Here is a 25,690-nt window from a genome sequence, read left to right on the forward strand (position 1 = left end):
ATATCAAATTCTATTAAAAAGCCCTCCACATATAGTGAAGGGCTTTTATTTTACGCTAATTATCCAAAATGCATCTTTCTGATTAATCTTTTAGCACCTTTATCCAGTCTTTGAATTTGTTGACTTGTTCCATTATAAAGGACTCTTGTTCTTCTTCGCCTTCCGGTCCTGCCGGTAAGATGTGTTCAAAATAAGTTCCTTTCAATACACTGCGTAATATACCTTCACCCAAAAATGGTTTATGATCATTGAGTGTGTTTGCTGCCTTGAGTAAATGGCGGATATCGTATTGTAAAGGATTAATATCGGGTACCTGTTTATTTAGGTTTAATAGTTCATAGACTGCAATCCTGGCTGTTCTCACCGAGCTTTCCATAGTAAATACTACATCATTGTTGGTTTCCACAAACTGGCCGATCAATCCAAGGTTTTTACAGCCTTCCGGAACAGCTCTGGGTCGGTCACCTTTAGCCCTGGGCATAAACATCGAAGTAATATACGGCATGAAAGCCGTACGGGTGATCGTGTTTTTTACCACATCATCCCACTGATCAATGATGCCCATATGGTAACACAGTTCGGCAAGGATCTCATCTCCTGTACATTCAGGCATTACTTTTTTGATATGATTTCCTTCCTTGTCCATGAACAGCGCATACACCCAAAGTACTAAAATGTCATCTGGTTGTTCAGGGAAATGCGGTTGCCTGTTACAGGTAAAACTCATTAGCCAATTTGAATCTGTAATGGTAACGATTCCACCGGTAGCTGTTTTTCCGGAATAAGGATCATTGACACAATACTCCTTTAGTTTTTCTACCAGAGGGGAAGGTCTGCAGGTTAAAGTCACGGATTCCCATGATGACTTTTCTATATTGCTGCAGAATTTTTCTGGTTTGCCAAAGATTTCTGATTTAGCAGCAAGGTTTTTCCATAGTTTCCATCCACCGCTCTTTCCACTTGTATTATTGTCTATAGCTATGATAGGTGCATTTTTGTTATCGCCATAGAAAGTGTCTTCGGTCATTGAACCAGTAGTCACAATCACATAGTCCTCTTTTCCAAGGGGTATTTTAACTTCTTTTCCGTTTTGTTCTGTAATAATCCCTTCCACTACTTTTCCTTCGGTATTGATATGGATATCCAGGTCATTCACTAGTGTATTAAATTGGATATTCACACCTTTTTCTTTTAGAAAATTGCGCAAAGGTGTTACGAAAGTGTCATACTGATTATATTTAGGGAATACCAAAGACGAAAAATCATTTAATCCATCAATTGCGTGTAGGAAGCGGTGCATGTAAAGCTTTAATTCCAGCAGGCTGTGCCAGTTTTCGAATGCAAACATCGTACGCCAATAGGTCCAGAAATCACTGCTCAGGAAGGTTTCACTAAAATAATCTTCAATGGTCAGATCGTCCAGTTCTTCCTTTTTCTTCAGCAGAAGCTTAATGATGGCCATCTGGTCTTTTTTGTTCAGACCAAATTTGCTGAAATCTTTTATTGCTCCTTGATTATGGATCAGGCGGGCTTTGGAGTAATTAGAATCGTTGTCATTGATTAAACGGTATTCATCTAACACGGTATAGGGAGCCGGCATTTCGAGCGCTGGAATGTCCTGAAATATATCCCAAAGGTTTTCGTAGGTCATGTCCATTTCCCGGCCACCCCTAATGATGTAACCTTCTTCCGCGTTACCTGCGCCATCTAATGAGCCTCCATCGATGTGCAATTGTTCTAAAAATGTGATGTTTTCGGCGGGTACCTGTCCGTCACGAATGAAATAATAAGCAGTAGCCATACCGGCAATACCGCTGCCTATAATGTAGATTTTACTGTCCTTATAGGACTGACGGGGAATTCCTCTGTTGCGTTGGTAGTTTCCAATCTGATCCGAAAAGGGCATGGATTTTTGCGGTGTATTGCGTTGTTGCTCTTTGCTTGAATCGGGTTCATGATCCACATTCCCATCATCAGGTGAGGTGCTTAAAATGTTGTTGAATTTAGAAGTATTTGCTTTCATAGGTTGTTTTTTTATTATGAAATTATGATACTGACTTGTCGTATTTACAGACCGAATTAGGAGATATAATATGATGGCTAGGAAAGCTATAGTACTTTCATGGCGTATCTATGGCTAACTGTTTGCCTGGAAATATATTTTATTCAGTATTAGTCTTTGGTATATCCTTTCTTGTTTAAGTGGTTACCAATTTAAATCAAAGGTAGGAGTAAAGGTAGGGCCATTAAATGCCAAGAATCATGCAGAATGATGATGTATATCATCTAGTTGAAAAATATAGATAATCAGTCAATTCAATGAAAGGTGTTATGATTTAACGCCTGTAGGGCTGTCTGCAAAAATGCGGGCGGCCCTAGGGGCATTAAGCTTTTCTTAAGACCTGATGAAGCGATTTTTGAATAGGTAATAGGACTGCTTATTACCATCTGGCTATCTGGTTCGGGCTTCGCTGACATCCAATTTAACATTATCGGCAGCAGAAGACTTTAAAATAGTTCTTTTACACCAACTTTCAATTGGTGCTTCAGAGTTCTGTGTACCATTCTTGGAAGCAGACGCATAGGATAATAGGGAATCACGAAATGGGACTTTTTGCAGTCATTGTTGTCTTTCAATTAAAAAAATACAAAACCCGTTTTTATCTTAAAATTTCAAATTATTCCGTACAGATTCCAACAAGTAACCCTCATGGATGTATTTTATTACAGTTATTTTCTTTAAATCCATGGGAGATATGTCGCTAAAAAGCACACTGGTCATATTTCTTAGTTTTTTAGCTTTCTATTCCAACGCCCAGCGGATAGCTATAAAAGGTAGAATTACAGATAAAGCTACAGGACTGCCTCTTACTCACATTAATGTAGGCTTTGACAATAAGGCCCCACAAACATTAAGTGACGCATACGGGCGCTATAGTATGATTGCAACGGGAAAAGAAGAGGAACTCTATTTCAGTATGATAGGTTATAAAAAACAAGTCATATCCTTAATTCAGACGCAGGGCCGGGAAATAAACATTCAGATGGAACCGCAATCAGAGAAATTATCTGAAGTGAGCATTAAAGGTGCGAACAAGGCGAAATACCGAAATACAAATAATCCCGCAGTAGATTTTATGCGGCAGGTAATTGACCATAAAACTGAAAATAATGCAAACGGACATAAAGAAATTTCCTATAAACAATATGAAAAGATCAATATGTCAATCAGTATTCCTTCAGATAAAGCTGGTAAAATAAGACTGCTGAAAAAATTACCTTTCTTACTGGAAAATTCAGATTCATTAAAGGTGCCGGGGAAAAAACTGATACCGGTGCTCATTCAGGAAAAATTCAATCAGGTTCGCTTTTCTGCCTTGAGCGGGGATACTGTTCTTAAACTGGGGGAAAAACAATCCCGAATTGATCAATATTTGGACGAAGACGGAATTAACGAGTATCTGGAAAAGATCTATCAGGGGGCGGATCTGTATGACAATGACGTTGGCCTGGGTAACCAGCGCTTTTTAAGTCCGATAGCTGGCATGGCAACTTCCTTTTATAAATATTTTATAGTTGATACTTTAAAAGATGTTTCTCCAAGGCAGCTGAAAATAATGGTCGCCCCGAAAAACAAACAGGATGTACTTTTTCTCGGCTATCTTTTTATCACGCTTGACGGGAATTACGCCCTGAAAAGAGCAGAACTGTCCATAAACAATCAGATCAATCTCAATTGGGTTAAAGATCTTCAGATCATATTGGATTATGATGTCGATGGTTCCGGAAGATATCATTTAGGAAAAGGTGTCATGTCCATGGATTTGGGAATCTTCAGGGAGGGTACCAGTATTTTCGGGGAAAGAACGATCATAACGCATGATTTTCTTTATGGACCGGAGGCATTGTCCCGGAAAATTGATGCTCCCTTGGTTGGAAGTAAGCTGAATGATGACAGCTGGCTGAAACTAAGACCTGAACCCTTAGCATTAAATGACAAAATAGCCTACCAAAATATCGACAGCCTGAAGCAGTCAAAAATCTTTCTCCGGAAAATGGCTTTCGCCTCCTTCTTATTGTCCGGGTTTATTCCTGCTGGAAAGCTGGAATTTGGCCCAATCAGCTCATTCTATAGCTTCAATCCGGTTGAAGGCTCAAGATTTAAATTTGCCGGACGAACTACGGAAGCATTGAGCAAAAAGGTCTTCCTCGATGCCCATCTTGCTTACGGAACTAAGGATCAAAAATGGAAATACAGCTTAGGTACTGTTCTTTCCCTTACCGATAAATCAATTTATCAGTTTCCTGTTAAATCAATTACTTTGAAACATAGTTATGAAACTCAAATTCCCGGGCAGGAACTCAATTTCTTGGAAGATGATAATGTCTTGCTTTCATTCAAAAGGGGATCCAATAACAAATGGCTTTACAATAAGAAATGGTTGATTGAATATCTACATGAAACATCACAGCACCTTTCCTTCAAATTGAGTTACAAAAATCAGGTTTTAAAATCTGCCGGTGATCTTTTCTTTCAGCGGGGATCTCAGCTTATCCCTGACCTCAATAGTTCTGAATTTTTAGCCGAGATACGTTGGGCACCTAATGAAAAATTTTACCAGGGAAAACGTTACAGAAGGCAAATTGTGACTGGGCAGCCTGTTTTTACTTTGAGAGGTGCGATTGGGATCAAGGACTTTTTGGGCGGGGATTATAATTATCAAAACATAAGCCTCAATATTTCTAAAAGATTCTATTTATCTGTCTTTGGTTATTCTGATGTAATTTTTGAAGCTGGTGCTGTATTTGGGAAGGTTCCTTTTCCTCTGCTTCACATTCACCGTGCCAATCAAACCTTTGCCTATCAGCTATCCTCCTATAACCTCATGAACTTTATGGAATTTTTGAGTGATCGGTATTATAGTGTTAACCTGCAGCATTCATTTAACGGATTCTTTCTGAATAAAGTTCCGTTGATAAAAAAAATGCAATGGAGAGAGATTGTTTCGTTGAAGGTTTTAGGCGGAACGATTAGTTCAGGGAATGATCCTGGGAAAAACGCTGAACTGTTCCGTTTTCCCACCAATGAACAGGGACGACCTTTCAGTCATCCACTTGGTCATATACCTTATGTGGAAGGGAGCATAGGGGTATCAAATATTTTTAAAATCCTGAGGGTGGATTTGGTCAGGCGATTCACTTACCTGGAAAACCCAGAGGTTACCAGATGGGGCATCCGCGCTAAATTTAATGTAGATTTTTAGTGATTTTCGGCCTTGTTCCATTGTCCGCCCCCTTGTTTGTCTATTTTTATCATGCAGAAACCATTACAAAGGATCTATTCTTCTCCGGACACTCTTCCATTAATAATGAGTAACATCAAAATGCGCGCAAGAATTCTTTACTTTTTTTTATCGGTAGTCTGTTTAGGCTTACTGATTACGGATGCTACTGCACAGTATAGTGATACATCCCGCCATGACACACTTCCCATTCAGTTGGTTAAACCTGATTTAACAAAAAGCTGCTTTGCGAGCAAATTAATCATCCCGGGAATACTTTTTTCTGCAACTGCTGCGACATGGCCTTACAAAGAAAATATCAGGGATGTCAGAAATCGTTTTATTCCTAATTTCAGAAACCATTTTGACGATTATTTACAATATCTGCCTGCAGTAACGGTTTTGGCGCTTCATGCAGGTAAGGTAAAAGGTAAACACGAGCTTAAAAGAGCTATAGCATCCTATGTGATTTCTATGGCGATAATGGGCAGTGTGGTTAATGTTACAAAACATGCTACCCGGTTGGAACGTCCGGATGCCTCCTCAAAAAACTCCTTTCCTTCTGGTCATACCGCTACTGCTTTTTTAAATGCGACATGGTTACATCAGGAGTACGGAGAAATAAATACTTTATATAGTATTGGTGGTTATTCACTTGCGATGATGACAGGGATCGGCAGAGGTATAAACAACAGACACTGGGTTACAGATGTACTAGCTGGTGCCGCAGTTGGTATTGTTTCAGCGGAACTCGGTGAGTTTCTAGCCAGCAAGATCTTTAAAGATCAGGGAGTGAATTTCCCGCTACTGAGTTCCCCGATTCTCAGAGGTTCCCCGCCCAGCTTTCTGGAAATGCATTTAGGATATGCCTTCATGACCTCAGGAGATCTGTCGCCTTTGATGCAAAATGGTGCTTTTGCTCGTCCAGGATTTAACCTGGGTGTTGAGGGGGCATGGTTTCCGTCAAAACATATCGGGATTGGCGGTGAATTTGCTTTTGCCAGTTTCCCTGTCAGTTCAAATCAAATACTTTCTGAGCAAGGCATCAAAAAAGTGCCTGATCATAATTACGTCCAGGCATTGGGAACATCCTATTTTCATATTGGTAGTTATTTTAGCTTGCCTCTCTCTAACCAATGGGTTATTACAGGTAAATTGGCTACTGGGATTGCATTAGCAAGTAATGGCAATATGATCATGGATCTCAATGAAAAATACGGAAAGCAATTAAACGCGAAACAGCTTGTGGTCGCTAACTATCAATCCCAACCAGCAATGAGCCTATCTACCGGTCTGGGTATCCAGAAAATGCTCAGCAGAAATACGTCAATCAAGCTTTATGGCACCTTTTTCAAGTCCACACATCAATTTAAAACGATAGTGCCAAATCAAGCATATAATCCTGGAGTTCCTGTTTTTCAGTCACCATCGAATCAAAGTGGCAAACTTAAGAGCGATCATTTCTCCGTGGGGTTGGCTTTTACTGCGTTTATGTGGTAAAATCTGCTAAAATTCAGTATTATGTTTGCTTTACATGAGGACAAATACCGCCATAATCATTCCAATGGTCCTTCGGAATTCAGCGTGCTTGCGGTTAAAAGCATCATACTGGCTCCAAAAAGCAATTGCAATATCCTTCTTTGGCTGTCCTCAAAAAAAGATCGATCAAAAAAGAAGTTCCGTTACCTTCATCTGCGTACATCTTGAATAAGGAAGCGCACACAAAGGGTATATTAATTAGAAAAATCCCCAGGATCTCTGGTATTCTAAGAACATCAAGCGTATCAATTCTTGTTTTTTTGTAACATATTGTTTTATCCTTGAGTATGAACTTTTCTGATCTGTGTTGGGCTCTTTTTATAAGACCAGAAGCAGACAATAGGAAAGATGAAAAGATTGAAAATGGTATTTGTAATGAGTCCGCCGATGACTACAATGGCTAATGGTTTAGAAGCTTCTGATCCTATTCCCGATGAAATGGCGGCCGGCAATAAACCAATCGCGGCCATCATCGCTGTCATGATCACCGACCGAAGGCGGTCTTCCACCCCATTACGTAATGCATCCACGAAAGTGATTCTGGGATCGGATCTTAATTCTTCCATGTTACTTTTAAATTTGGACAACAAGATCACCCCGTTCTGAATACAAATACCAAATAAAGCAATAAAGCCGATTCCTGCAGATATGCTAAAGTTAATGTTGGTAATTAATAGGGCCAGTATTCCTCCAGTGATTGCAAACGGCACATTATTTAGAACGAGTAAGGAATCTTTAATGGAGCCAAAGAGTACAAATAAAATAAAAAAGATCACCAGCAGGCAGATAGGTACGACCATTTGCAGGCGGGCTGTAGCACGTTGCTGGTTTTCAAAATCTCCAGCCCATTCTAAGAAGATGCCCTTGTCGATTTTTACCTTTTCTTTTATTTTCTGTTGTGCCTCATCTATAGTGCTCCCCATATCACGGCCTCGGATTGAGAACTTAATGGCACCATAACGCATCCCTTTATCACGATAAATGATACTTGGGCCAATCTTTTTCTCTATGGAGGCGATTTCCCTCAGAGGAATTTTCGTGCCTGAAAGTGTCGTTACCCTCAGGTCACCAATGGATTCGCCATTATTCCTGAAATTTTCCGGATAACGTATTCTTAAGTCAAATTTGCGTTCCCCTTCATATATCTGGGTTGCAGCTTGCCCACCGATTGCCATTTGAATGATCGCATTGGCGTCGGCCGCGGTCACCCCGTAGACGGCCATCTTGGTCTGATCAAGTTTAATAAGCAGTTCGGGCTGGCCAAGATTATATAGGATTGCCAGATCCTGTACGCCTTCAATACGCTTCATGACTTGATAGATCATTTTTTCTTTTTCTTCAGTGACTTTAAGATCCGGGCCAAAAGTTTTGATAACTATTGAGCCCTTTACACCCGAGACCTCTTCGGCAACATTGTCAGAAATGGGTTGGGAAAAATTTAGATCTATCCCCGGGAAAATTTTGAGTTTTTCATTCATCATTCCGATGAGTTGATCTTTAGTGATTTTATTTTTCCATTCATTTTTTGGGTATAGGTCTACTAAAAATTCCTGGTTGTAGAACCCTGTTGCATCACTGCCACCATCTGGTCTGCCGGTCTGGGAAATCACCTGTTTGACCTCAGGGAAATCAAGAAAAATCTTTCGCATCTGATCCGATAATTTGACAGATTCTGTTAGAGAAGTACTCAAAGGCCCCGTTGCTCTCACATAAATGGAACCTTCATTCAACTGGGGCAGAAATTCAGTGCCAACAAATTTGAAACAAAACAGGCCTGCAAGCATTACGGATATGGCCAGAAAAAAACTGGTTCTTTTATGCTTAAAACAAACATCAAATGTTGAAATACAGCTGCGACTAAGCCAGAGGATAAAGAAATTGTGCTTTTCGCGAACATTCTTTCTCAATAGGACACTCGCCATTACCGGTACTAAAGTAAAAGTGAGCAGTAAGGCACCCAGCAAAGCGAACCCTAAAGTCCAGGCCAGCGGAGAAAACATTTTTCCTTCTACTTTTTGAAAACTAAAAATGGGCAAAAGGCCTGCGATGATGATCATTTTGGCAAAGAAAATCCCCTTTCCATTTACAAGGCATGCCTTTTTTATCAGGCTCAGTTTGCTTAACTTGTTGAATTTTTCCATTCCCAGTTCCTTTGCCCGGTAATCCAGCATAACGAAAATCCCTTCCATCATCACTACCGCACCATCGATAATGATCCCGAAATCTATCGCTCCCATGGAGAGTAAGTTGGCCGGCATACCTTTCAACCGTAAACAAATAAAGGCAAAAAGTAGGGCTAGGGGAATGACTGCTGCAACGATCACCGTGGTTCTCCAGTCTGCCATAAATAGAAATACGACAAGGGTAACCAGTACAATACCTTCCATCATATTGTGAAAGACGGTATTGGTTGCATAATTGATCAGTACTTCCCGGTCGTAGAAGGTTTTAATCTTCACATCATCAGGTAAAATGTCGTTATTCAAACGATCAATGGTGACCTTTAATTTTGCAATTACCTCAATGGGATTTTCACCTTTACGCATCTGTACGATTCCCTCTACAACGTCGGGATCGAGATCCCTGCCTACCTGTCCAAGTCTGGGTAAGGACGACTCTGTTACTTCCCCGATATTCTTCACAGATACAGGAAGCCCCTTAATATGGGTAATAATGATGTTTTTTATTTCATCTATGTTATTCAGAAGCCCGATTCCACGCACAACAAAAGCCTGCCCATTCTGCTCGATCACATCACCTCCCACGTTTACATTACTTTTTGATACTGCTGCGAAAATTTCAACGGGGGTTACCCCAAATTCCAGAGCCTTTTTAGGATCAATTGTAATCTGATAGGTTTTGGTTTCACCGCCGAAGCTGCTTACATCTGCCACACCCGGAACAGCCCTGATCTCTTTTTCTACTATCCATTGCTGGATAGTCTTTAATTCTTTTACTGATTTTCTGTTACTGGTTAAGGTAAATCTGAAAATCTCCCCAGTGGGGCCATATGGGGGTTGAATTACTGGAAGAATACCATCCGGAAGACCGGCAGTGCCGATCAGATTGCCCACCTGCATCCTTGCAAATGCATAATCCACATCGTCCATAAAACTTATTTTGGTGACAGAGAGGCCAAAAAGAGAAGATGACCTGACCGTCATTTTTTTTTCTGCCGGGTTCATGGCAATTTCAATGGGCCGGGTAATGAATTTTTCTACCTCTTCGGCGCTTCTGCCCGGCCATTGGGTAATGATGGTAACTGTGGTATTTGTGACATCAGGGAAGGCATCAATGGGGGTATTTTTAAAACTGATGTAGCCGGTTACAGCTAGTAGAAAAGTCACAAAAAAAATAAAAAACTTATTTTTTAATGAAAAAGTGAGGACAGATTTAATGAATTTATTCACAGGATTGTAAGAATGAAGTTTAAATTAGTTTTTAAGAGATTGGTATAGGTAAACCTGTCTGGAGGCGATAATCCGATCTCCGGCATTAAGCCCTTTGTGAATAAACACCTTGTCCTCAACTCTTTTGGCTAGCTCGACCTCCTGCACACGGAGGTGGGCCTTTTTATCAAGTACCAAAACATAGTTCCGCTCGTTATCAAAAACCAGACACCGGCTATTGATAAATGGTAAATTTTCGCCTGATTGGCCACTTACATTTATATTGGCGAACATTCCGGGTTTCAGCATATAATTCGGATTCCGGATCTTTACCCTTGCCCGCATTACCCTGCTGTCCTGATCCAGGATGTCATATATCTTATCAATCTTACCGTCAAAACTTTTTTCTGGATAGGAAATGGTGGTGATTTTTACCTCATCACCGGCCCTTACTTTCGAAATATCAGATTCATAAATATTCAAAATGGCCCAAACTGTGGAAAGATCCGCAACGGTAAATAGGTTCTGAGTGTTGTCTGTACGTACCTGCATATTCGTGGTAATATTTTTTTCAACCACAAAACCTGAGATGGGAGCCCTTAGTTCATATGCCAGGGTAGAGTTGCCCTTGTTGATACCCATCACAATTTTACTCCTCTTGATTTCTGCCTGTGCTTTTTGATATTCTCCTTTTGCGAACTCAAGATCCTTTTTAGAGGCAAGGCCACTTTTATAAAGATCTTCTGTTACCTCTAATGCCCTGTGGCTATTCTTTAGCTCTGCCCGGGAAGAAACTGCATCTTTTGCAAACCCGGCCATTTCCGGGCTTTTCAGCGTGGTTAACAATTGTCCTTTTCTTACGGCATCACCTTGCTGTACGGTTACAGCACCAGCTATGCCGCTGACTAGGGGATAAATTTTGATCATTTTACTTTCATCAGCCTGGATTTTACCACTTAAAGTAATTAAGGAACTTTGTTTGGCCGTTTTTACCGTGTCAACCAAAAGTTGTTTGATCAATGTTTTGGTCACGGTAAACTTCCTGTTCTTTTCTTTTTTATTTTCAGGCTGGTTCTGACACCCCATTGAGCTTACAGCCAGGAATGCACAGATGGCCAGCAAAACATATCTGTTTGAAAATTGATTGTTCATTTTAAATGTTTAAGGATTATAGAATTGACTCGCCGTTAAAAAATTGAGTTTTTCCAAAGAGTTGATTCTTTGGAGTTGGAGGTTGTTCGTTTGAATGACATTCGCTTTGAATGAAGTATACAAATCCAAAAATTCTACCAGGCTGATGTTACGTTTTTCATAATTTTTATATACTTCGGTTATCAGCCGCTCATAGTCGTTCTTGAATTTAGGATCTAATGTATTGTATATGTTTTCAAGCTTCATGGCATCCTCATAGCTGCTCAACAATTCATTTTCAATTGCATTTTGCTGCTCCTGTAATAACACTTTACTTTGGTCTAAGGCCACTCTAGCTAACCTGATATTGCCCTGGTTCCTGTTAAAGACCGGCAATCCAATGGCAATTCCCCCTGAAATATATTTAAGACCGTATCCGGCTTTTTTATCATAATTGAGAGAAAAGGTGATGTCCGGATAAGCTATAGCTTTTTGAAGCCTCAGGTTAAGTCCGTTGTAATTGATGTTGGACCTGGCCATTTTTAGGTCCTGCCTGTTTAAAAGGGCAGAATCCAGTAAAGTTTGATAGGGTATTTTAGCGATTTGAATGTTAATGGTCATCTCAATAGGGAAAACCGGTTTGATCACCATTTTCTTATCTGCACCAATGAGTTGCCTCAGTTCTCCCTGAAGGGTGTTTGTCTGTGTGACCAGGTTAACCTGATCAGTCTGAATGGAATATACTAGGGACTGTATTCTTAGTACTTCCTTTTGTGAAATATTTCCCTTTTGATAGAGCAGCTTGAAGCCCTGAAGTGTTTTTTGTAGCGCCCGGATCTCCTGTTCATATAAATGGATGGATTTCTCCAGAAAATAAAGATTGAAAAAATTGCTCCTTAAACTGAACTTTAAAGTCCTCAGCAGATCAAAAAAATCATGTCTGGCATTTTCTAAATTTAGCTTTGCAAGTTGTATCCCTTTGTTTCGCTTTCCTGCTGTTAAAAGAAGCTGGGAAATCCCGTAAGTCTGCTGGCTGAAGACATTGGTATCGCGACTTTTGGTATACAGCCCATTGCTAAATGAGAAGGTTGGATTGCTGAAAAGTTTCGAAGTGATGAGTTCCGCACTTGCTTTATCAATATTGTAATGCTGGGCCATCAATTTGAGGTTATTCTGTATAAACCGGGTCTCCATTTGGGAAAGGGACAAGCTCAGCGTGTCTCTCTTTTGAGCACAAACCTTTAAGGTTGATAGGGAAATTAAAATGACCATAAAAAGCTGAAGAATTCTAGATTTCGAAATATGAAATGTTAACATTGGATGTACCGTTGTTTAAGGGTTTGGCTCTAAGACACCCTGCCTAAAGAATAGTCCTAACCAAGTTCTCCTCACAAGCTGAAAGTCACAATTTGCGCCTCGCTGTAAAAGCGAATGATCGCACAAAGCTGGTCAGCATTCGAGTAAAGTGTCTCGTTGTATTATGGATCCTCCCAGACATGCAGATTAGCATGGATAGCATTTCATTGGGACTTTTTTTACCCTTGATTGTCTTGGTGCTGAAGGGAATTCTATTCCTACCGGATCTGAAAAACTTACCTTATATGCGTCTATATCTGTTTCCCCTAAAAATAATTGTGATTCTGGCTATGGGGATACTAATGACTTTCTTTCTATATCATGAGCAGCAGGAAATCCGGGAGGCTTTCACTTTGATCAGTACATTGAACTTGTGTATCGTTATCGGTATCAGTCTGACAGTAGTTTATATTTACCTACAGGGCTACCTCTATGTGTCTAGTTTTCGAGTCCTGAATGCCCGGGTGGATATTTTCAGTGCAACGCGTCTTTTCCTGAAACGCAATCTGCTGAGTGTTTTTCTGCCGGCCGGAGGCTTTAGTTCCCTCGTTTTCTTCTCCAAAGAAATCAGTGACCATGGGATGTCTAAGGCCACCATTAACCTGGCCTCGTTTGTTTACGCGGTCACCGGTATTGGTTCTTTGTTGCTATTGTCCTTTCCGGTCCTTTTCTGGTATCACCTCTCAGGAGAAAGCAGCGCGAATATGTGGATAAACATCACTGGGCTTAGTGTTCTGCTACTGTTTTTGGGTCTGCTGGCATGGTCTTTTTCCAAAAGAGGCGTTGTTTATAACTGCCTTTACCGTTTTTTCCCTTCTGTTGACGGGCTTGTAGAGCGGATGCAGGAAGTGAGGCTGACAGGTTTCCGCTGGATTCAGCCGCTGTTGATTGCGCTCCTTACGGAGGTTGTGGGCATTGCACATGTATACATCGCGATGTTGGCATTGGACCTGAGCCCTGACATGGGTATATGCATTTGCGCATATACCATAGGTACATTGTTTTACTGCTTTTCACCATTGTTAAAGGGGCTAGGTACCGTTGAAGTTTCTATGGTACTGGTCTTTATGGGGGCGGGATTTAATGAAGCCCAGGCTATTTCGGTTACGCTTTTGTACCGGGCCTTTGAGTTCTGGCTACCACTACTGGCTGGTATGGTCAGCTTTTTTATGAAAAAAAACAATATTCTGATCCGCTTGCTCCCGGCGGTATTTGTTTTTTTACTCGGGATGGTCAACATTATCTCTGTATTTAGTCCTGCTATTACATCCCGGATAAAGTTAATCGGACAGTTTATACCCTTTGTAGGAATAAATTTTTCCAGTGCGATGATTTTGTCATTGGGTGTTTTGCTGGGAATCTGTTCTGTGTTTTTGATCAGGGGCGTAAAGAACGCTTGGTACCTGGTTTTTGGCATGGTTGCACTTTCATTTATTGGCAATCTTACTAAGGGATTTGACTATGAAGAATCGCTTTTAGCCCTATTGGTCATGGTGATTCTGTTGATTTCCTATCCGCATTATTATGTCAAACGTCATAGGAGTATTCGCGAGCTGCGGCCCGCTTTACTTTTCTGGACTCTGTTGGTTGTATTGTCATATGGTGTGCTGGGTTTTTACTTCCTTCAAAAAAGACATTTCAATATGGATTTTACCTTTGCAGGTGCCATAGAAAGCACGCTGAACGGTTTTGTTTTGCTCAACATGCATCTGCCGGAACCACAAACCTTCTTTGGCAGGTTTTTCCTTCACTCTCTGAATTTTCTGGGTATCGGTTTTCTCGCAGTATTATTCTGGCGCATGACTGCTCCCTACGCGCCCTCTTTACACAGCCTAAAGAAAAATACCCATAGGGCCGAAGTGCTGTTAGATCGTTATGGCATATCCCCGGTAGATTATTTTAAAGTGGATGGTGATAAACATCATTTTTTTTGTAAGCAGGTCGAAGGTTTTGTGGCTTTCAGCATCTCTTCGGGTTTTGCGCTTGTGCTGGAAGGCCCAGTTTGTAAGCATGCCCCGGACCAGATCCGGGCAGTAATAAGCGAATTTGAGTGCTTTTGTCAGACTAAAGGGCTGCGCCCGGTTTATTATCGGGTAGATGCATGTCAAAACCAGATGTTCAAGGGGCTGGGGAAGAAATCCTTCCACATCGGCCAGGAGGCACTTGTCGACGTGCAGGCATTTTCTCTTGAAGGGAAGAAGAGAAAGTCATTGCGTAATGCCGTCAATAAACTGACCAGGGAAGGTTATCAGCCAAAAATCTACAAAGCTCCCATCCCGCAAGAGGTGATGCTTCAGCTGGAGTTCATTTCGGATTGCTGGCTAAGGGACACCAGGCGACAGGAGCGGGGATTCTCGCAAGGCGTATTTGATCCCCTTAAATTGAAATATCATGACATCATTACGCTTGAAAACAGGCAAGGGAAGGTTATCGCATTTTTAAATATTATTCCTAATTATGCGCCAGGGGAAGCTACCTACGACTTAATCCGCAAGCTCGATGGAGCATGTGGAGGTAATATGGATATGCTGATCTTAAAATTTATTGACTACTGCAAGGATCTGGGATACAGCCGTCTTAATATGGGCTTGGCGCCTTTCTCAGGTGTAACCAGTCATTCCGCAATGTCGGGAAAATTGCTGGGTGTTCTTTATAAGGTTCTTCCCCCGATACGTGCATGGCAGGGCATTCGGGATTTTAAAGACAAATTTGATCCCAGCTGGCATGATAAATTCCTGATTTATGAACATGACTATGATCTGTTGTTATTACCTGCTGCCTTGAATAGTGTTATGCGCACAAATGCCAGACCGGCAAAACGATCTTTCTAAACCAAACGAACTTCCCCTATCATAGAGGTCGTTGTAGTGAACCTCCCTGCTTTTTTGGGTTATTTAAAACGCATTCAACATTTCTAAGATCACTTTTTTAGTTTCATAGTCGTCACTTCGGGCATTACCAATCCTAAGTAGTTTTATGTTTTCTTTCTCCCTGGCGGTATCAAAAAAAAACTGTCCTTTTTTTTCACTGAGGATCAGCAATGCGGGGAAATTGATTTTGCTGATCTCTGGGATTGTTTTGTATTTACCTCCGTTTCCCATAAAGCCAATCATATCTGTTAATTTGATTTTGAAGTCAGTGGAAGTCGATGGGGACAGCAAAATGACTGATTTAAGCTGCTGCTGCAGATCAGCGGGTAATCTTGGAGTTAGAAAAATGGAGACATCTGCCCCAAAAGAATAGCCCACTATTGAAAACTCCGTTTTATTCCAGGACTTTAAATAATGCCGGATCAGTTGTGTAAAATCAAGTGTCATTCCAGCTAAGGTTTTCTGATTCCAAAAGTATTTTCTGCTATCGATACAAACAACTGCATAATCTTCAATTAGTTCATTTGCAAGACTCCTGCTGGAATTGGTCATTCCGCCATCCCCACTAAAGAAAAATATGATCCGCTTGGCGGAAATTTTAGGGGTAGGGATGGCAGCGCCTTCTAAAATGCTTTTTTGTTCCAGGGCTTTCATAGAGACTGACATCAGGATAAAGACCAGAACAAAGGTAAATTTGTACATTTGATTTTAAGTTTATTAATGGATTAGGGGATATGTTTTTCAACAGAAGATGAATTGACAGAAAATGATTTTATATTATAATTTTTGCATGGTGATCGTATAAAAAGTACTCTGTATCACCACTTTGGTGCAAATACCGTTTTTATAGGTATAGAGGTTTACATTTCCATTTGGCAGTGCCAGCTTATAGGACATTCCCTGATCTTTCTGGATGAGCAGCAGACGCTGAAAGCTATCTGAATATACCAGCGTATCATTCTTTGGTTCGATAAAATAAATAGACAAAAGGTGTAGCCTGATTGGCTTTAAGTCGGCAGAACTGCTTTTGCCAGCATTTGTGATCCTGTATTTATTGTCAACCCACTTCGTTTCTATGTCAGTTTTAGTCTGTCCGTTCACTTTCCTGTATGCTGTTGATTGGGTTAGTTTCCCTCCAAAGAAAATTGCTTTTTCAATTCCTTCAATTACAATATCTTTTAATGGTAAACTCATTTTTGCCTTAAATTGTAAGTTAATCTGAAGATTTTGTTCATGCTGTGTCCTTGCAACCTGCATATTGCCAATTTTCTTATTATTGCGCAGGACTTCATAATTCAGTTGCTGTGCATTTAAACTATAGGAGAAAAATGTATAGCTCAAAAGTATGGTAGCAAATATTTTTTTTTTCATTTGTGAACTTCGTTTTCTAAGCCGATAACTGCTGTTTCTACGTAGACACTGAATAAATCCCTTCCCTTTATTGACCAGGATATTCGTCTCCTATTTTAAGATGGTAAGGAAGATCTTTGGTGATCAGACTATAATGATTTTTTTGATCGTCAATGAGTGTTAACATCCTGTAACTTCCTACTCTTGGACTAATAGCACAGATTCTAAGCTGAAGGCCGGGCTGGGAGGACTTTTTAGAAGCCAGTTCATTTATCGAACTACAGGAAGAGTAGAAAATCAGGAGCAGTACGAAAAAAGCTCTTGAAATTACAATAAGTGTTTTATTTCGACTGGTGAGGTGTAACATATCTTTATGACAACTTAACCTCATATAGGTCCCATCTATTTATGCAAAAAGGTCTGTCAATCAGTCGATAAATTATGGTTTCTGTTTTAGTCTGGGAATGAAGTATGTTTATTTATTAACCAGAGACTTTACCGGCCTGGTCTGCATTTCAACATCCGTTGCATAAAAAAAGCCATTGGCATTTCCACTGATATTGCCTTTGACATTTCCGGGAACAGTTGACAGAAGACCCTTCCAGTCCGTCTCCTGGAAAAGACGGTACAGGTAGGCACTGTAGGGATCTGAAAGCGAGAATTTATAAATGTTTACACTGTCATTTATTCCCATGTCGATGATTCTTGCCTGCTGGATCAGGGGATGAAGTGCATTGGGTGTTCCAAAAACATGTGAATAGCTAAATGGTAAATTTTCCCCGAGTTTTTCCTCGGACCACATTTCTCCTTTAGTCAGGATGAGCCACTGCTGGGGGATAGAGGTTCCAAAGGTATGTTTTTGTATATTCATACGCAGTACATCCTTCATTACAGCCACTGAAGCAGGAATATAGTTTGAATCAATAGGAAATACAGGTTTTAGTGTATCAACTGCCGTATATTGTCTGTTATTGTATTCAATAGTCAGCTTATAAGCTCCGTAATAATTTTTATTGTGCTCCACGATTCCGGAATAAATACCTGTTGACGAGGTCTCTTTAAAATAAATGTCATTTTTACCGTCATTCACCTTAACGATTGCATTTCCCACTGTTGATACATTTTCCCCATAGAAAGAAACAGGTTTGCTCAGCCGTATATATTGCCTGGTATTATAGGTGTTGATCCCGCCTTCAACAATAAGGTCAAAGGTAGTTACCTCGGCCGGTTCTTTTTTTTTACAGCTGCCGAACAGCAGGACTGTGAAAATTATTGATAAAAAAAATTTAATACCCATGGTTAAAACTTGAAATTATAGGATAATCCCAGCGTTCTTCCTGAAAAAGACTGCTGGTCGAAATTTACTTCCTGAGTAGGCTCTTGGCTGATTCTGTAAAACAGGATATTTTTGTGATTGTAAATATTAAACAATCCCACACTGAAGGTATGCGACCAGTTCTTCTGTCGTACAAGGGAAGTCGGGGACCATTGAAGTGTAAGATCCAGCCTGTGGTACGCAGGCATTCTGGAAGCATTTTTTTCTCCGTAAATCGGTATTTTCAGACCTTTCTGGTCAAAGTATCCAATTGGAATCATAACAGGTCGACCAGTACTGTAGGTGAAGAATGAGTTTACGGAAAGATCCTGAGCGATGTTGTAGCTCATATTTACTTTTACCGAATGCGGAATATCATAGCCAGCAGGATATTTTTTTCCTTCATTGATCTCGTTTATGGTGCGGTAAACCTTTGAAAAGGCATACATTAATGTTCCTTTAAATCGATTGATATCCTTGTATAGGGAAATCTCCAGTCCATAAGCGTTTGACTGGCCTGGCCTGAGCTGACTTTCTACAAATGGATTGGAAATGAGCTGGGCATTATCAACCAATTCCAACTGATGCCGCATTGTTTTGTAATATAAATCTATGGAATAGGTTCCGGCAAAAGAGCGGTCTTTATATTTCAATGAATAAAAATCTGATCTCTGAGGCAGTAGGTTAATGCCCGCGGGGATCCAGCTTTCCAATGAACTAAAAGCAAGTTCATCATTTTGCACCAGTTGCAGGTACTGGTAATTCCGTGCATAATTTAATTGAAGCTGACCAAGGGCTTTGGGCAGGTATTGTAATGTTAATCGGGGTTCAAGCCGAAAGAAGGTCTTCGATCCATCTTTTATGATTACTGGACTGAAGGTGTCATCAAGATCATAGCTCCCAGGCACTGATGTATTATGGAAAAGACTGGTTCTGAGCCCGTATTGCAACGAGACCCGTTTGCTAACAAATAACTTGTGGGAAAAATAGAGTGCATACTCGCCGGCCCGTGCCCTTGAAATGTCATTGTAAAAGTCGTTTTTACTTTCTCCGGGAATGAACAGATGAAGAATACTGCTAAAACCATACTGGACTTGATGCTGAGGGTTGGGGTAATAAGTAAAATCACCCTTAAACGTCGCATCCCTGATACCTGTTAACCATTTATCGGTACCATAAGAAGAATCCGCATTGATACTGAGCTCATTTTTGTAGTTGCTGTATATCAGCGATAAATTGGAAAAAAGTTTAGGATTAAAAAGGTGGTTCCAGCGGATTGTTGCAGTCTGGTTACCCCATGTATTGAGATATCCGTTGGCGGACCTCACCTTGTCCCGGCCCTTATATACAGAAAAGAATATCCGATCGCTTGTTCCAATTCTTCGGTTCGCTTTGAAATTGAGGTCATAATAGGAGGGACGGAGATCAAATAGTTCAAGATCCTTGCTTAGGAGGTTAGCCAGGCTCCGGCGCGCCGAAAAAAGAAACGAGCTTTTTTCTTTAATGATTGGTCCTTCCAGCGAAACCCTGGCCGTCAACAGGCTGATTCCGCCTTTTACATGAAACTGTTTATCGTCCCCATCTGCTGTACGTACATCAATAACTGAAGAAAGGCGGCCACCAAAGTTAGCAGGTATAGCATCTGTATAAATTTGTAAATTTTTTAATGCGTCCGGATTAAAAACAGATGTCAGCCCAAAAAGGTGTCCTGGATTGTATATGATTGCCTCGTCCAGAATGATCAGGTTCTGGTCTTTATTGCCGCCCCGGATAAACATTTGACTGCTTCCTTCGGTCAACGGAACAATCCCATTTTCCATTTGTAGTGCCTTAATTACATCGCTTTCGCCTTTTAGATAGGGCCTCTGCCGGGCCATTTCCCAGTTCAGCGTTTTTCCGACGTTAAGAGATTTCAGGGAATCCTGCGTAGGTGATTGACTAACTTGTATTTCTTGCAACTCCTTAATTTGCCTGTTCATACGGATGACAAATGTCTGATCATGTGATTTTAACGATAGTGTGAGTTTCAAGGGGGCATATCCAATATGGGTGATTTGCACCTCATATACACCATTTGTAATAGTAAGTGAATAAAATCCGTAATTGTTGGTGCTAACACCTTGTTCAAGCGCTGGTATATACACAGAGGCCCCGATAAGATCTTCACCACTTTCAGCATCCACAACTCTACCATTTAAACTGACATTGAATTTATCAGGTTGGGTAATAATGATTACTCCAAAAAGAAGCTTATAGGAAAGACCTGTTCCCGAAAGTAGCGTATTGAGAATTGTAGAAACAGGTTTGTTGGTAAAGTACCCGTTTATCTTTTTTTCCGCAGTAATTATTCCCGGATCGAACGATAGGGGCAGTGAATGACCCGTGATCAGCAAGTTCAGGGCCGTAAGCAGGGAAATGTCCGCAAAATGGATGCTCATTCTTTTGTTCAGCATATCCTGTTGTCCAAACGCATTTGCTCCGGTTAATAAAAAACAGAGCAATACCAGTGATTTTTTGGCCGACAGGATGTTACGTTTCTTTGTCCTGAGAAAAGTCATCTACAAATATGGTGCATATTCGGCATATATTGTTGTCTAAGCGAGAAGTTTATTGGCTGGTCAGGATAAAATTGCCATTTCTTTTGATTACTTTTAAGCTCAGTGAAGTGCCGATAATCTGCATTATTTCATCTGCTGATTTATCCTTAAAAAAGCCATTTAGTCTTCGCTCCCTTAAAGAATCATCTTCAAAAATGATCTTAGTTCCAAACACTTGCTCCAGGTCCTTTGAAACTTCGTCGAGCGGTGTCTGCTGGTAGTATAGTGTCTTATCATACCAAGCCTTATAGTTGATGTTGTCATTTTTGTTTTGCACCATTGCTTTTGTGGACTTGTCAAATGTACCCTTATCCTGTTCAGATAAGATTATCTTTTTATCTGATTTGTGCTTCATGGCAACTTTGCCACTGTTAACAACCACCATAATCTGCTGCTGTCCGACACTCAGATTAAAACTAGTACCCAGGTCAATGACATCCAGTTCATCGGTTTTAATTAAAAATGGTCTGTTTTTATCATGTATGATTTTAAAGTATGCTTCTCCTTTGGTAAATTCAATATTTCTCGAATGGGCAAAATCTTCCTTATTGTAATGCAGGGAGGTATTCTGGTTCATGATAATTTCACTTCCGTCTGGCAGCATTAACTGTCTGCGCTCATTTTTTCCGGTCTGGAAATGAATGGTATCGCTCCATCTGTCCAGATTTGCAGTCAGGAGCAAACCAATAATTAGTATCGCTGCGGCCGCAGCCCCCCATTGGAAATAGTTGATCTTTCTCACTTTAAGTATTTTATGACTTTTAGCGTCCTCCCGGGCAAAAACAGACTGGCTAAACTCCTTCCAGGATTTTTCCGGGTCAAGCCCTTGTCTTACGCCCAGTAGCTCGATATCCCTGGAGATTCCTGCTATTTCATCATAAATTCCTGAATTTTCTTTAGCGCTCGCTTTCCAGGATTCCAGAATCATTTTGTCATGGGGCGAGATCGTCCCGCTCTGCTCATCGAAGATCAGCTGATAAAGGGTGGTGTTCGGGGTATTATTTTCTTCCATTTTGATCCTTAATTTAATGTGTTATACTAGCCTATTTAACAGACACTTCCGTAATAAATTAGTCCTAATAGAAGCAATTTAAATAGACAAAGATAAATAACAGCAACTCTTCCCCTGACATTAAATTCCTGATCCGCTCATAGCCAATGGTCAGGTGATTTTTAACCGTCTTGATCGAAATATTTAACGTGTCTGCTATTTCCTGTTGTTTGCATTTTTCGAATTTGCTCATCATCAGCACCTTTTTACATTGTGGTGGAAGGGTTTTAATAGCCGCTTCAAGGCATAGCAATTTGTTTTCCAATATGGTGGCATCATCGCTGATTTCCTCAGATTCATCGAAACCAGCTGTATATTTTTCAACATGAACAGCCATTCGTTTCTCTTTTTTTAAGGTGTTTAGCGCAGTGTTAATTACAGATCTGGAAAGATAGGAGCCCAGGGACTGCTTGATGTTGAGCTCAAGGGCTCCGTCCCAAAACTTGAGGAAGATGTCATGAACAATTTCCTCGGCCTGTTCCTGATTGCGCACATACTGATACGCTAACATATATAATTTTCGATAATAAAGTTTATAAAAATTTTCAAAGCTCTGTCTGTCTCTTTGGCAAATTCCACGAATGAGTTCGGCATCATGACCTGTCATACATAATTGAATAAGGCATTAAAATTTAGTCTGTTTTTTGGTCCCGCAATTGGCGGGACCGAAAAACACACTGAACACAGGCAGGTTTTGACTGCCTGATGTAATGACAACGGATTGGATACTTAGTCCTATTGTGAAAATAATAAATTTTTATGGCCAGCACAAGGATGCCTAGCAGTTCAGATAAATTTAAAAGGACCAACCCGGTCCGGTTCATTAGGTCAATGGGACTTTTAAACTCAACAGGTGTCCTAATAGCAAAATGGGCTGCGCAGTCCCGACATTTTTAAAGTTAGGCTTAATCAGAAAGAAAATTTATTTAAAATCAAATTATGAGAACATCCAATCATTCAAAATCCCATACCATCTATAAATCTGTTTCCTTATTTGCCCTGGCCTTTCTGGTGATGGTAATGGCGGTTTCCTGTAAAAAAAATAATCCTCAAAAGAGGAAAATACAACCGCCCCAAGATTTTAATGTCACCTCGCAATTGAACGGCTCGACTGCTGGTTCTACATCAACTGCTACTGGTACGCTGTCTGCTTCCTATTCGCGCACTAACAAGACGCTTACGTATAATGTTCAGTTTACCGGAACAAAACCGGTCAACATCAGTCTTGGTAGCCAAACGGAGTTAGCTTCGTTCGTAGCCTCGATCCCGAAACAAGGCACTAAATATGCCTCCCCATTGACAGGTAGGCTTGTCCTTAACGCCAATGGCGAGAAAGCTTTACTTGAGGAAAAAATGTTCATTAATGTGACCTCAGACAACTTCCCTACGGGTGAAATAAGAGGCAAACTACTCGTTACCCAAAAATAACAACTTAATAATAATTAATCTAACTAAAAAAAATGAAATCAAAAATCAAATCTGCTTTAAAAAGCACCGCCATCGCAATTGTATTTTGCGCAGTAATGACTACAGGAATAGGCGCCATTGCGCAGACTAAGCCGGCATCTGGAGCATCTCAGGTGAAGCCGTCTAAGTCCAAACCTGGCCAAAAACCAGCAAATGTAGATTCGATTAAAAAAGAAACGGCAAAACAAGGTGCTAAAACACCTGCCAAACCAGTTCATGATGGCGCGCAATTTAAGCCGAAAGATCAGAAACCCGTTAAGAAAAATTAGCAATAACAAACCGGTTTGATGAACATTCGTCAAACCGGTTTTTAGTAAAAGACAGGACCTTCTAAAGGTTATTTCTAGTTGTGATAAGAAGATAATTTATTTTGAATCTCAGCTCGCCATATACAAGCGTATGCAGTTTGGACAGAAACGTGAGCGCTTTGAAGGTGATCCCAACCAAACGTTACTACCTTTTGAAGCCGATGTAATAGCAATGAAATTAGGCCTATCGCTCTGGGCATAAATAATTACTTGTTCGCCGATAGCGATGTAGTCAATAGCGTAACTAAGTATGAGTCGGTATTAAGAGGATTTGAAAGGATAAAGCTAGCGCCCCACTAGACACTGCATTGCATCATATGAATTGAATTTTTTAGTAAATGGATGAAACTTTTATCGGTCAAATTTCACCCTATAAGCTATTTTTTATCCTTTTTCTTTTTCCAGGTCCGCTTATATTTTAATGTAAAATCTCTAATAAGGGTTCTTGAGTTGCCAACTCAGTAATCCCTGCGATTTCTTCAAATCATTAATATTTTTTTGAGTTCAGTTAGAAGGGGAGCTCCTTTTCGGAATAAATGTTATTATACGTAATTTAGCGATAAAATATTGGGTTGAGAAACAGTTTGTTAGGTGGTTACTCGATTTATTTGTTTTAATGTTACATAAAATAATGTACATTTGCGGCAGTTAAAAAAACGAATAATTAATAACTCATTATATCGAAGCTAACTTTTTCAAATCATGCAAGAAATGGTTAGAAAATTCTTCTGCCATAACGACACAAATTACTTGGATAAGTAGTTTTATTAATGGCCAGTAAAAAAACTGATACCAGTTCGGGGTGTAGCGTAGCCCGGTATCGCGCCTGCTTTGGGAGCAGGAGGTCGTAGGTTCGAATCCTGCCACCCCGACACAACATAGAAATTAAATTCTATTAAAAGCCCTCTAACTATTACAGTTAGAGGGCTTTTTCGTTTTACTATAGTTACCTTAGTAAGATGATGACTAATATTCATTTTCAATATAAGCTTATACTCTGTTTATCCTTGATTGTATTTTCATCCTGTAAGCATGAAAAAGTGTATCAAGCTGCACTTTTTGATATAAACGTTAATTTAAATGAACTCCCAAATAGTAAGCAACCTATATTTTCAGAGCGGCATTTAAAAAGTAAGGAACAAAAATGGGTAGGGGGGCTATTCGGATCTGACCAATTCGAGGAGTGGAATGAAGTGCTTTACCATAATACCGTCATCAGGATAGATCCGCAGGTGGCTTCCCCCGATAATTCCGAATCATCAGCTTACCCTTCTCGGGAGCGTTCACAATACGACTTTTATGACGTTACCTATATTAATCCTACCAAAACAAGCTTTATTGCGCGCATTTCTGGTCCATATAGTATAGGGAATAGGTTTTATTTAATCACTGCCCAAAAGTTGGGTTTAAAGGTTTATAGTATAGATAGACCTACGGTTATTGAGGGCGACAGACAATGCGAAAACCGTGATATGCTGAAAATTGGTCCTAACTTATTAATGGTAGATCATGACTATATTTTTAATCAGGGAACTGGTAAAGCTTATGAAATAACCCGGCCAGGAAAAGACAGAATCCGGGGGGAATTTGCGGCATTGTCACCAGATGAGCAAACTATAGCCTTTACAACAGATCACCAGTTATACCAATGCCATTATCCTAGTGGTAAAGTCCATGTCGAACCAATAGACGACCCGCAACTTTCTAAAATGGTCAATCATAAAACAAAAGAATGGCCATACAATTATTTCAGTTGGATAACTGTGGATGGCAAAATGTTTCTGCATCCAATTCTTTAATAGAATAATTTTCTTTGATGCCTGCTAAAATAAGTGCTTAACAGCATGATGTCCTTATTGGGTGTGTTTAAAAAGTTGTTTATGCTTATTTGGACGGTTTGAATAACCTTTACCATCTACATATCTATCTTTGAGAGGAATAGAACTGAAATTATGAACAACCTAAATCTTCTACCAAGTTCTGCAACTAATGCTAATCCGAAAGAGGAAATTGTTAATGAACAGCTGGCAGGGGA

17 protein-coding genes, 1 tRNA gene and 1 pseudogene are annotated in these 25,690 nt (G+C 40.2%); 8 read left to right on the forward strand and 11 right to left on the reverse strand.

Going from position 1 to position 25,690, the window contains the following annotated elements; genetic code table 11:
* Positions 1 to 82: 82 nt before the first annotated feature.
* Positions 83 to 2,023 carry an oleate hydratase gene (locus H9X96_RS13560; RefSeq protein ID WP_187666813.1) on the reverse strand — a complete coding sequence of 647 codons (1,941 nt, stop codon included), beginning with the start codon at positions 2,021 to 2,023 and terminating at the stop codon, positions 83 to 85.
* Between the two features lie 733 nt (positions 2,024 to 2,756).
* Between H9X96_RS13560 and H9X96_RS13565 the strand changes: the two genes are divergently transcribed.
* Together H9X96_RS13565 and H9X96_RS13570 are read left to right on the forward strand one after the other, a co-directional pair.
* On the forward strand, positions 2,757 to 5,264 hold the full coding sequence (locus H9X96_RS13565) for a DUF5686 family protein (RefSeq protein ID WP_187666814.1): 2,508 nt from the start codon (positions 2,757 to 2,759) through the stop codon (positions 5,262 to 5,264).
* A 105-nt stretch (positions 5,265 to 5,369) separates the two neighbouring features.
* Positions 5,370 to 6,782 (forward strand): phosphatase PAP2 family protein, encoded by a 1,413-nt coding sequence (locus H9X96_RS13570; RefSeq protein WP_187666815.1) that lies wholly within the window; start codon positions 5,370 to 5,372, stop codon positions 6,780 to 6,782.
* 314 nt (positions 6,783 to 7,096) lie between these two features.
* On the opposite strand, the gene H9X96_RS13575 is transcribed toward H9X96_RS13570, so the two are convergent.
* From H9X96_RS13575 to H9X96_RS13585, 3 genes are read right to left on the reverse strand one after another with little or no spacing between them, the layout of a single operon-like run.
* Complete coding sequence (locus H9X96_RS13575) at positions 7,097 to 10,231, reverse strand: CusA/CzcA family heavy metal efflux RND transporter (protein ID WP_187666816.1); 3,135 nt, start codon at positions 10,229 to 10,231, stop codon at positions 7,097 to 7,099.
* Between the two features lie 24 nt (positions 10,232 to 10,255).
* Positions 10,256 to 11,362, reverse strand: coding sequence for an efflux RND transporter periplasmic adaptor subunit (locus H9X96_RS13580; protein ID WP_187666817.1), 1,107 nt, complete (start codon positions 11,360 to 11,362; stop codon positions 10,256 to 10,258).
* A gap of 9 nt (positions 11,363 to 11,371) precedes the next feature.
* The gene (locus H9X96_RS13585; protein WP_187666818.1) at positions 11,372 to 12,658 is read right to left on the reverse strand and encodes a TolC family protein; all 1,287 of its coding nucleotides are present in this window, start codon (positions 12,656 to 12,658) and stop codon (positions 11,372 to 11,374) included.
* A gap of 92 nt (positions 12,659 to 12,750) precedes the next feature.
* Here H9X96_RS13585 and H9X96_RS13590 point away from each other — a divergent pair, with 92 nt between their 5' ends.
* The gene (locus H9X96_RS13590; RefSeq protein WP_187666819.1) at positions 12,751 to 15,528 is read left to right on the forward strand and encodes a phosphatidylglycerol lysyltransferase domain-containing protein; all 2,778 of its coding nucleotides are present in this window, start codon (positions 12,751 to 12,753) and stop codon (positions 15,526 to 15,528) included.
* Positions 15,529 to 15,591: 63 nt separating this feature from the next.
* Here the strand turns inward: H9X96_RS13590 and H9X96_RS13595 are convergent, their stop codons facing one another.
* The 7 genes from H9X96_RS13595 to H9X96_RS13625 form a co-directional block, all read right to left on the reverse strand.
* Positions 15,592 to 16,269 (reverse strand): AcvB/VirJ family lysyl-phosphatidylglycerol hydrolase, encoded by a 678-nt coding sequence (locus H9X96_RS13595; RefSeq protein ID WP_187666820.1) that lies wholly within the window; start codon positions 16,267 to 16,269, stop codon positions 15,592 to 15,594.
* Between the two features lie 75 nt (positions 16,270 to 16,344).
* Positions 16,345 to 16,938 carry a DUF6134 family protein gene (locus H9X96_RS13600; protein WP_187666821.1) on the reverse strand — a complete coding sequence of 198 codons (594 nt, stop codon included), beginning with the start codon at positions 16,936 to 16,938 and terminating at the stop codon, positions 16,345 to 16,347.
* A 67-nt stretch (positions 16,939 to 17,005) separates the two neighbouring features.
* Complete coding sequence (locus tag H9X96_RS13605; RefSeq protein WP_187666822.1) at positions 17,006 to 17,308, reverse strand: hypothetical protein; 303 nt, start codon at positions 17,306 to 17,308, stop codon at positions 17,006 to 17,008.
* 84 nt (positions 17,309 to 17,392) lie between these two features.
* Entirely contained in the window at positions 17,393 to 18,214 is an 822-nt protein-coding gene (locus tag H9X96_RS13610) for a DUF4249 family protein (protein WP_187666823.1), read from the reverse strand.
* A gap of 2 nt (positions 18,215 to 18,216) precedes the next feature.
* A complete protein-coding gene (locus H9X96_RS13615; RefSeq protein ID WP_187666824.1) occupies positions 18,217 to 20,670 on the reverse strand; it encodes a carboxypeptidase-like regulatory domain-containing protein in 2,454 nt (817 codons plus the stop codon).
* A 169-nt stretch (positions 20,671 to 20,839) separates the two neighbouring features.
* On the reverse strand, positions 20,840 to 21,841 hold the full coding sequence (locus tag H9X96_RS13620; protein ID WP_187666825.1) for a FecR family protein: 1,002 nt from the start codon (positions 21,839 to 21,841) through the stop codon (positions 20,840 to 20,842).
* A 64-nt stretch (positions 21,842 to 21,905) separates the two neighbouring features.
* Complete coding sequence (locus H9X96_RS13625; protein WP_187666826.1) at positions 21,906 to 22,487, reverse strand: RNA polymerase sigma factor; 582 nt, start codon at positions 22,485 to 22,487, stop codon at positions 21,906 to 21,908.
* A gap of 332 nt (positions 22,488 to 22,819) precedes the next feature.
* On the opposite strand from H9X96_RS13625, the gene H9X96_RS13630 reads away from it, so the two are divergent.
* The 5 genes and pseudogenes from H9X96_RS13630 (at position 22,820) to H9X96_RS13650 (ending at position 25,454) form a co-directional block, all read left to right on the forward strand.
* Positions 22,820 to 23,308 (forward strand): CHRD domain-containing protein, encoded by a 489-nt coding sequence (locus tag H9X96_RS13630; RefSeq protein ID WP_187666827.1) that lies wholly within the window; start codon positions 22,820 to 22,822, stop codon positions 23,306 to 23,308.
* A gap of 32 nt (positions 23,309 to 23,340) precedes the next feature.
* A complete protein-coding gene (locus H9X96_RS13635; protein ID WP_187666828.1) occupies positions 23,341 to 23,616 on the forward strand; it encodes a hypothetical protein in 276 nt (91 codons plus the stop codon).
* 88 nt (positions 23,617 to 23,704) lie between these two features.
* Positions 23,705 to 23,818: pseudogene (locus H9X96_RS13640) on the forward strand (transposase); the annotation flags it as partial.
* Positions 23,819 to 24,453: 635 nt separating this feature from the next.
* Positions 24,454 to 24,527, forward strand: a tRNA-Pro gene (locus H9X96_RS13645).
* 87 nt (positions 24,528 to 24,614) lie between these two features.
* Positions 24,615 to 25,454, forward strand: coding sequence for a hypothetical protein (locus H9X96_RS13650; protein ID WP_187666829.1), 840 nt, complete (start codon positions 24,615 to 24,617; stop codon positions 25,452 to 25,454).
* The last annotated feature ends 236 nt before the right edge of the window (positions 25,455 to 25,690 follow it).

Origin of the sequence: Pedobacter sp. N36a (assembly GCF_014472395.1) — a bacterium.
Classification (GTDB): domain Bacteria; phylum Bacteroidota; class Bacteroidia; order Sphingobacteriales; family Sphingobacteriaceae; genus Pedobacter.

Coding starts and splice junctions, on each gene's coding strand:
- H9X96_RS13635 (WP_187666828.1), top strand. CDS start 23,341: ATGAAATCAAAAATCAAATCTGCTTTAAAAAGCACCGCCATCGCAATT.
- H9X96_RS13625 (WP_187666826.1), bottom strand. CDS start 22,487: ATGACAGGTCATGATGCCGAACTCATTCGTGGAATTTGCCAAAGAGAC.
- H9X96_RS13630 (WP_187666827.1), top strand. CDS start 22,820: ATGAGAACATCCAATCATTCAAAATCCCATACCATCTATAAATCTGTT.
- H9X96_RS13570 (WP_187666815.1), top strand. CDS start 5,370: ATGAGTAACATCAAAATGCGCGCAAGAATTCTTTACTTTTTTTTATCG.
- H9X96_RS13585 (WP_187666818.1), bottom strand. CDS start 12,658: ATGTTAACATTTCATATTTCGAAATCTAGAATTCTTCAGCTTTTTATG.
- H9X96_RS13610 (WP_187666823.1), bottom strand. CDS start 18,214: ATGGGTATTAAATTTTTTTTATCAATAATTTTCACAGTCCTGCTGTTC.
- H9X96_RS13615 (WP_187666824.1), bottom strand. CDS start 20,670: ATGAGCATCCATTTTGCGGACATTTCCCTGCTTACGGCCCTGAACTTG.
- H9X96_RS13595 (WP_187666820.1), bottom strand. CDS start 16,269: ATGTACAAATTTACCTTTGTTCTGGTCTTTATCCTGATGTCAGTCTCT.
- H9X96_RS13650 (WP_187666829.1), top strand. CDS start 24,615: ATGATGACTAATATTCATTTTCAATATAAGCTTATACTCTGTTTATCC.
- H9X96_RS13600 (WP_187666821.1), bottom strand. CDS start 16,938: ATGAAAAAAAAAATATTTGCTACCATACTTTTGAGCTATACATTTTTC.
- H9X96_RS13565 (WP_187666814.1), top strand. CDS start 2,757: ATGTCGCTAAAAAGCACACTGGTCATATTTCTTAGTTTTTTAGCTTTC.
- H9X96_RS13605 (WP_187666822.1), bottom strand. CDS start 17,308: ATGAGGTTAAGTTGTCATAAAGATATGTTACACCTCACCAGTCGAAAT.
- H9X96_RS13620 (WP_187666825.1), bottom strand. CDS start 21,841: ATGGAAGAAAATAATACCCCGAACACCACCCTTTATCAGCTGATCTTC.
- H9X96_RS13560 (WP_187666813.1), bottom strand. CDS start 2,023: ATGAAAGCAAATACTTCTAAATTCAACAACATTTTAAGCACCTCACCT.
- H9X96_RS13580 (WP_187666817.1), bottom strand. CDS start 11,362: ATGAACAATCAATTTTCAAACAGATATGTTTTGCTGGCCATCTGTGCA.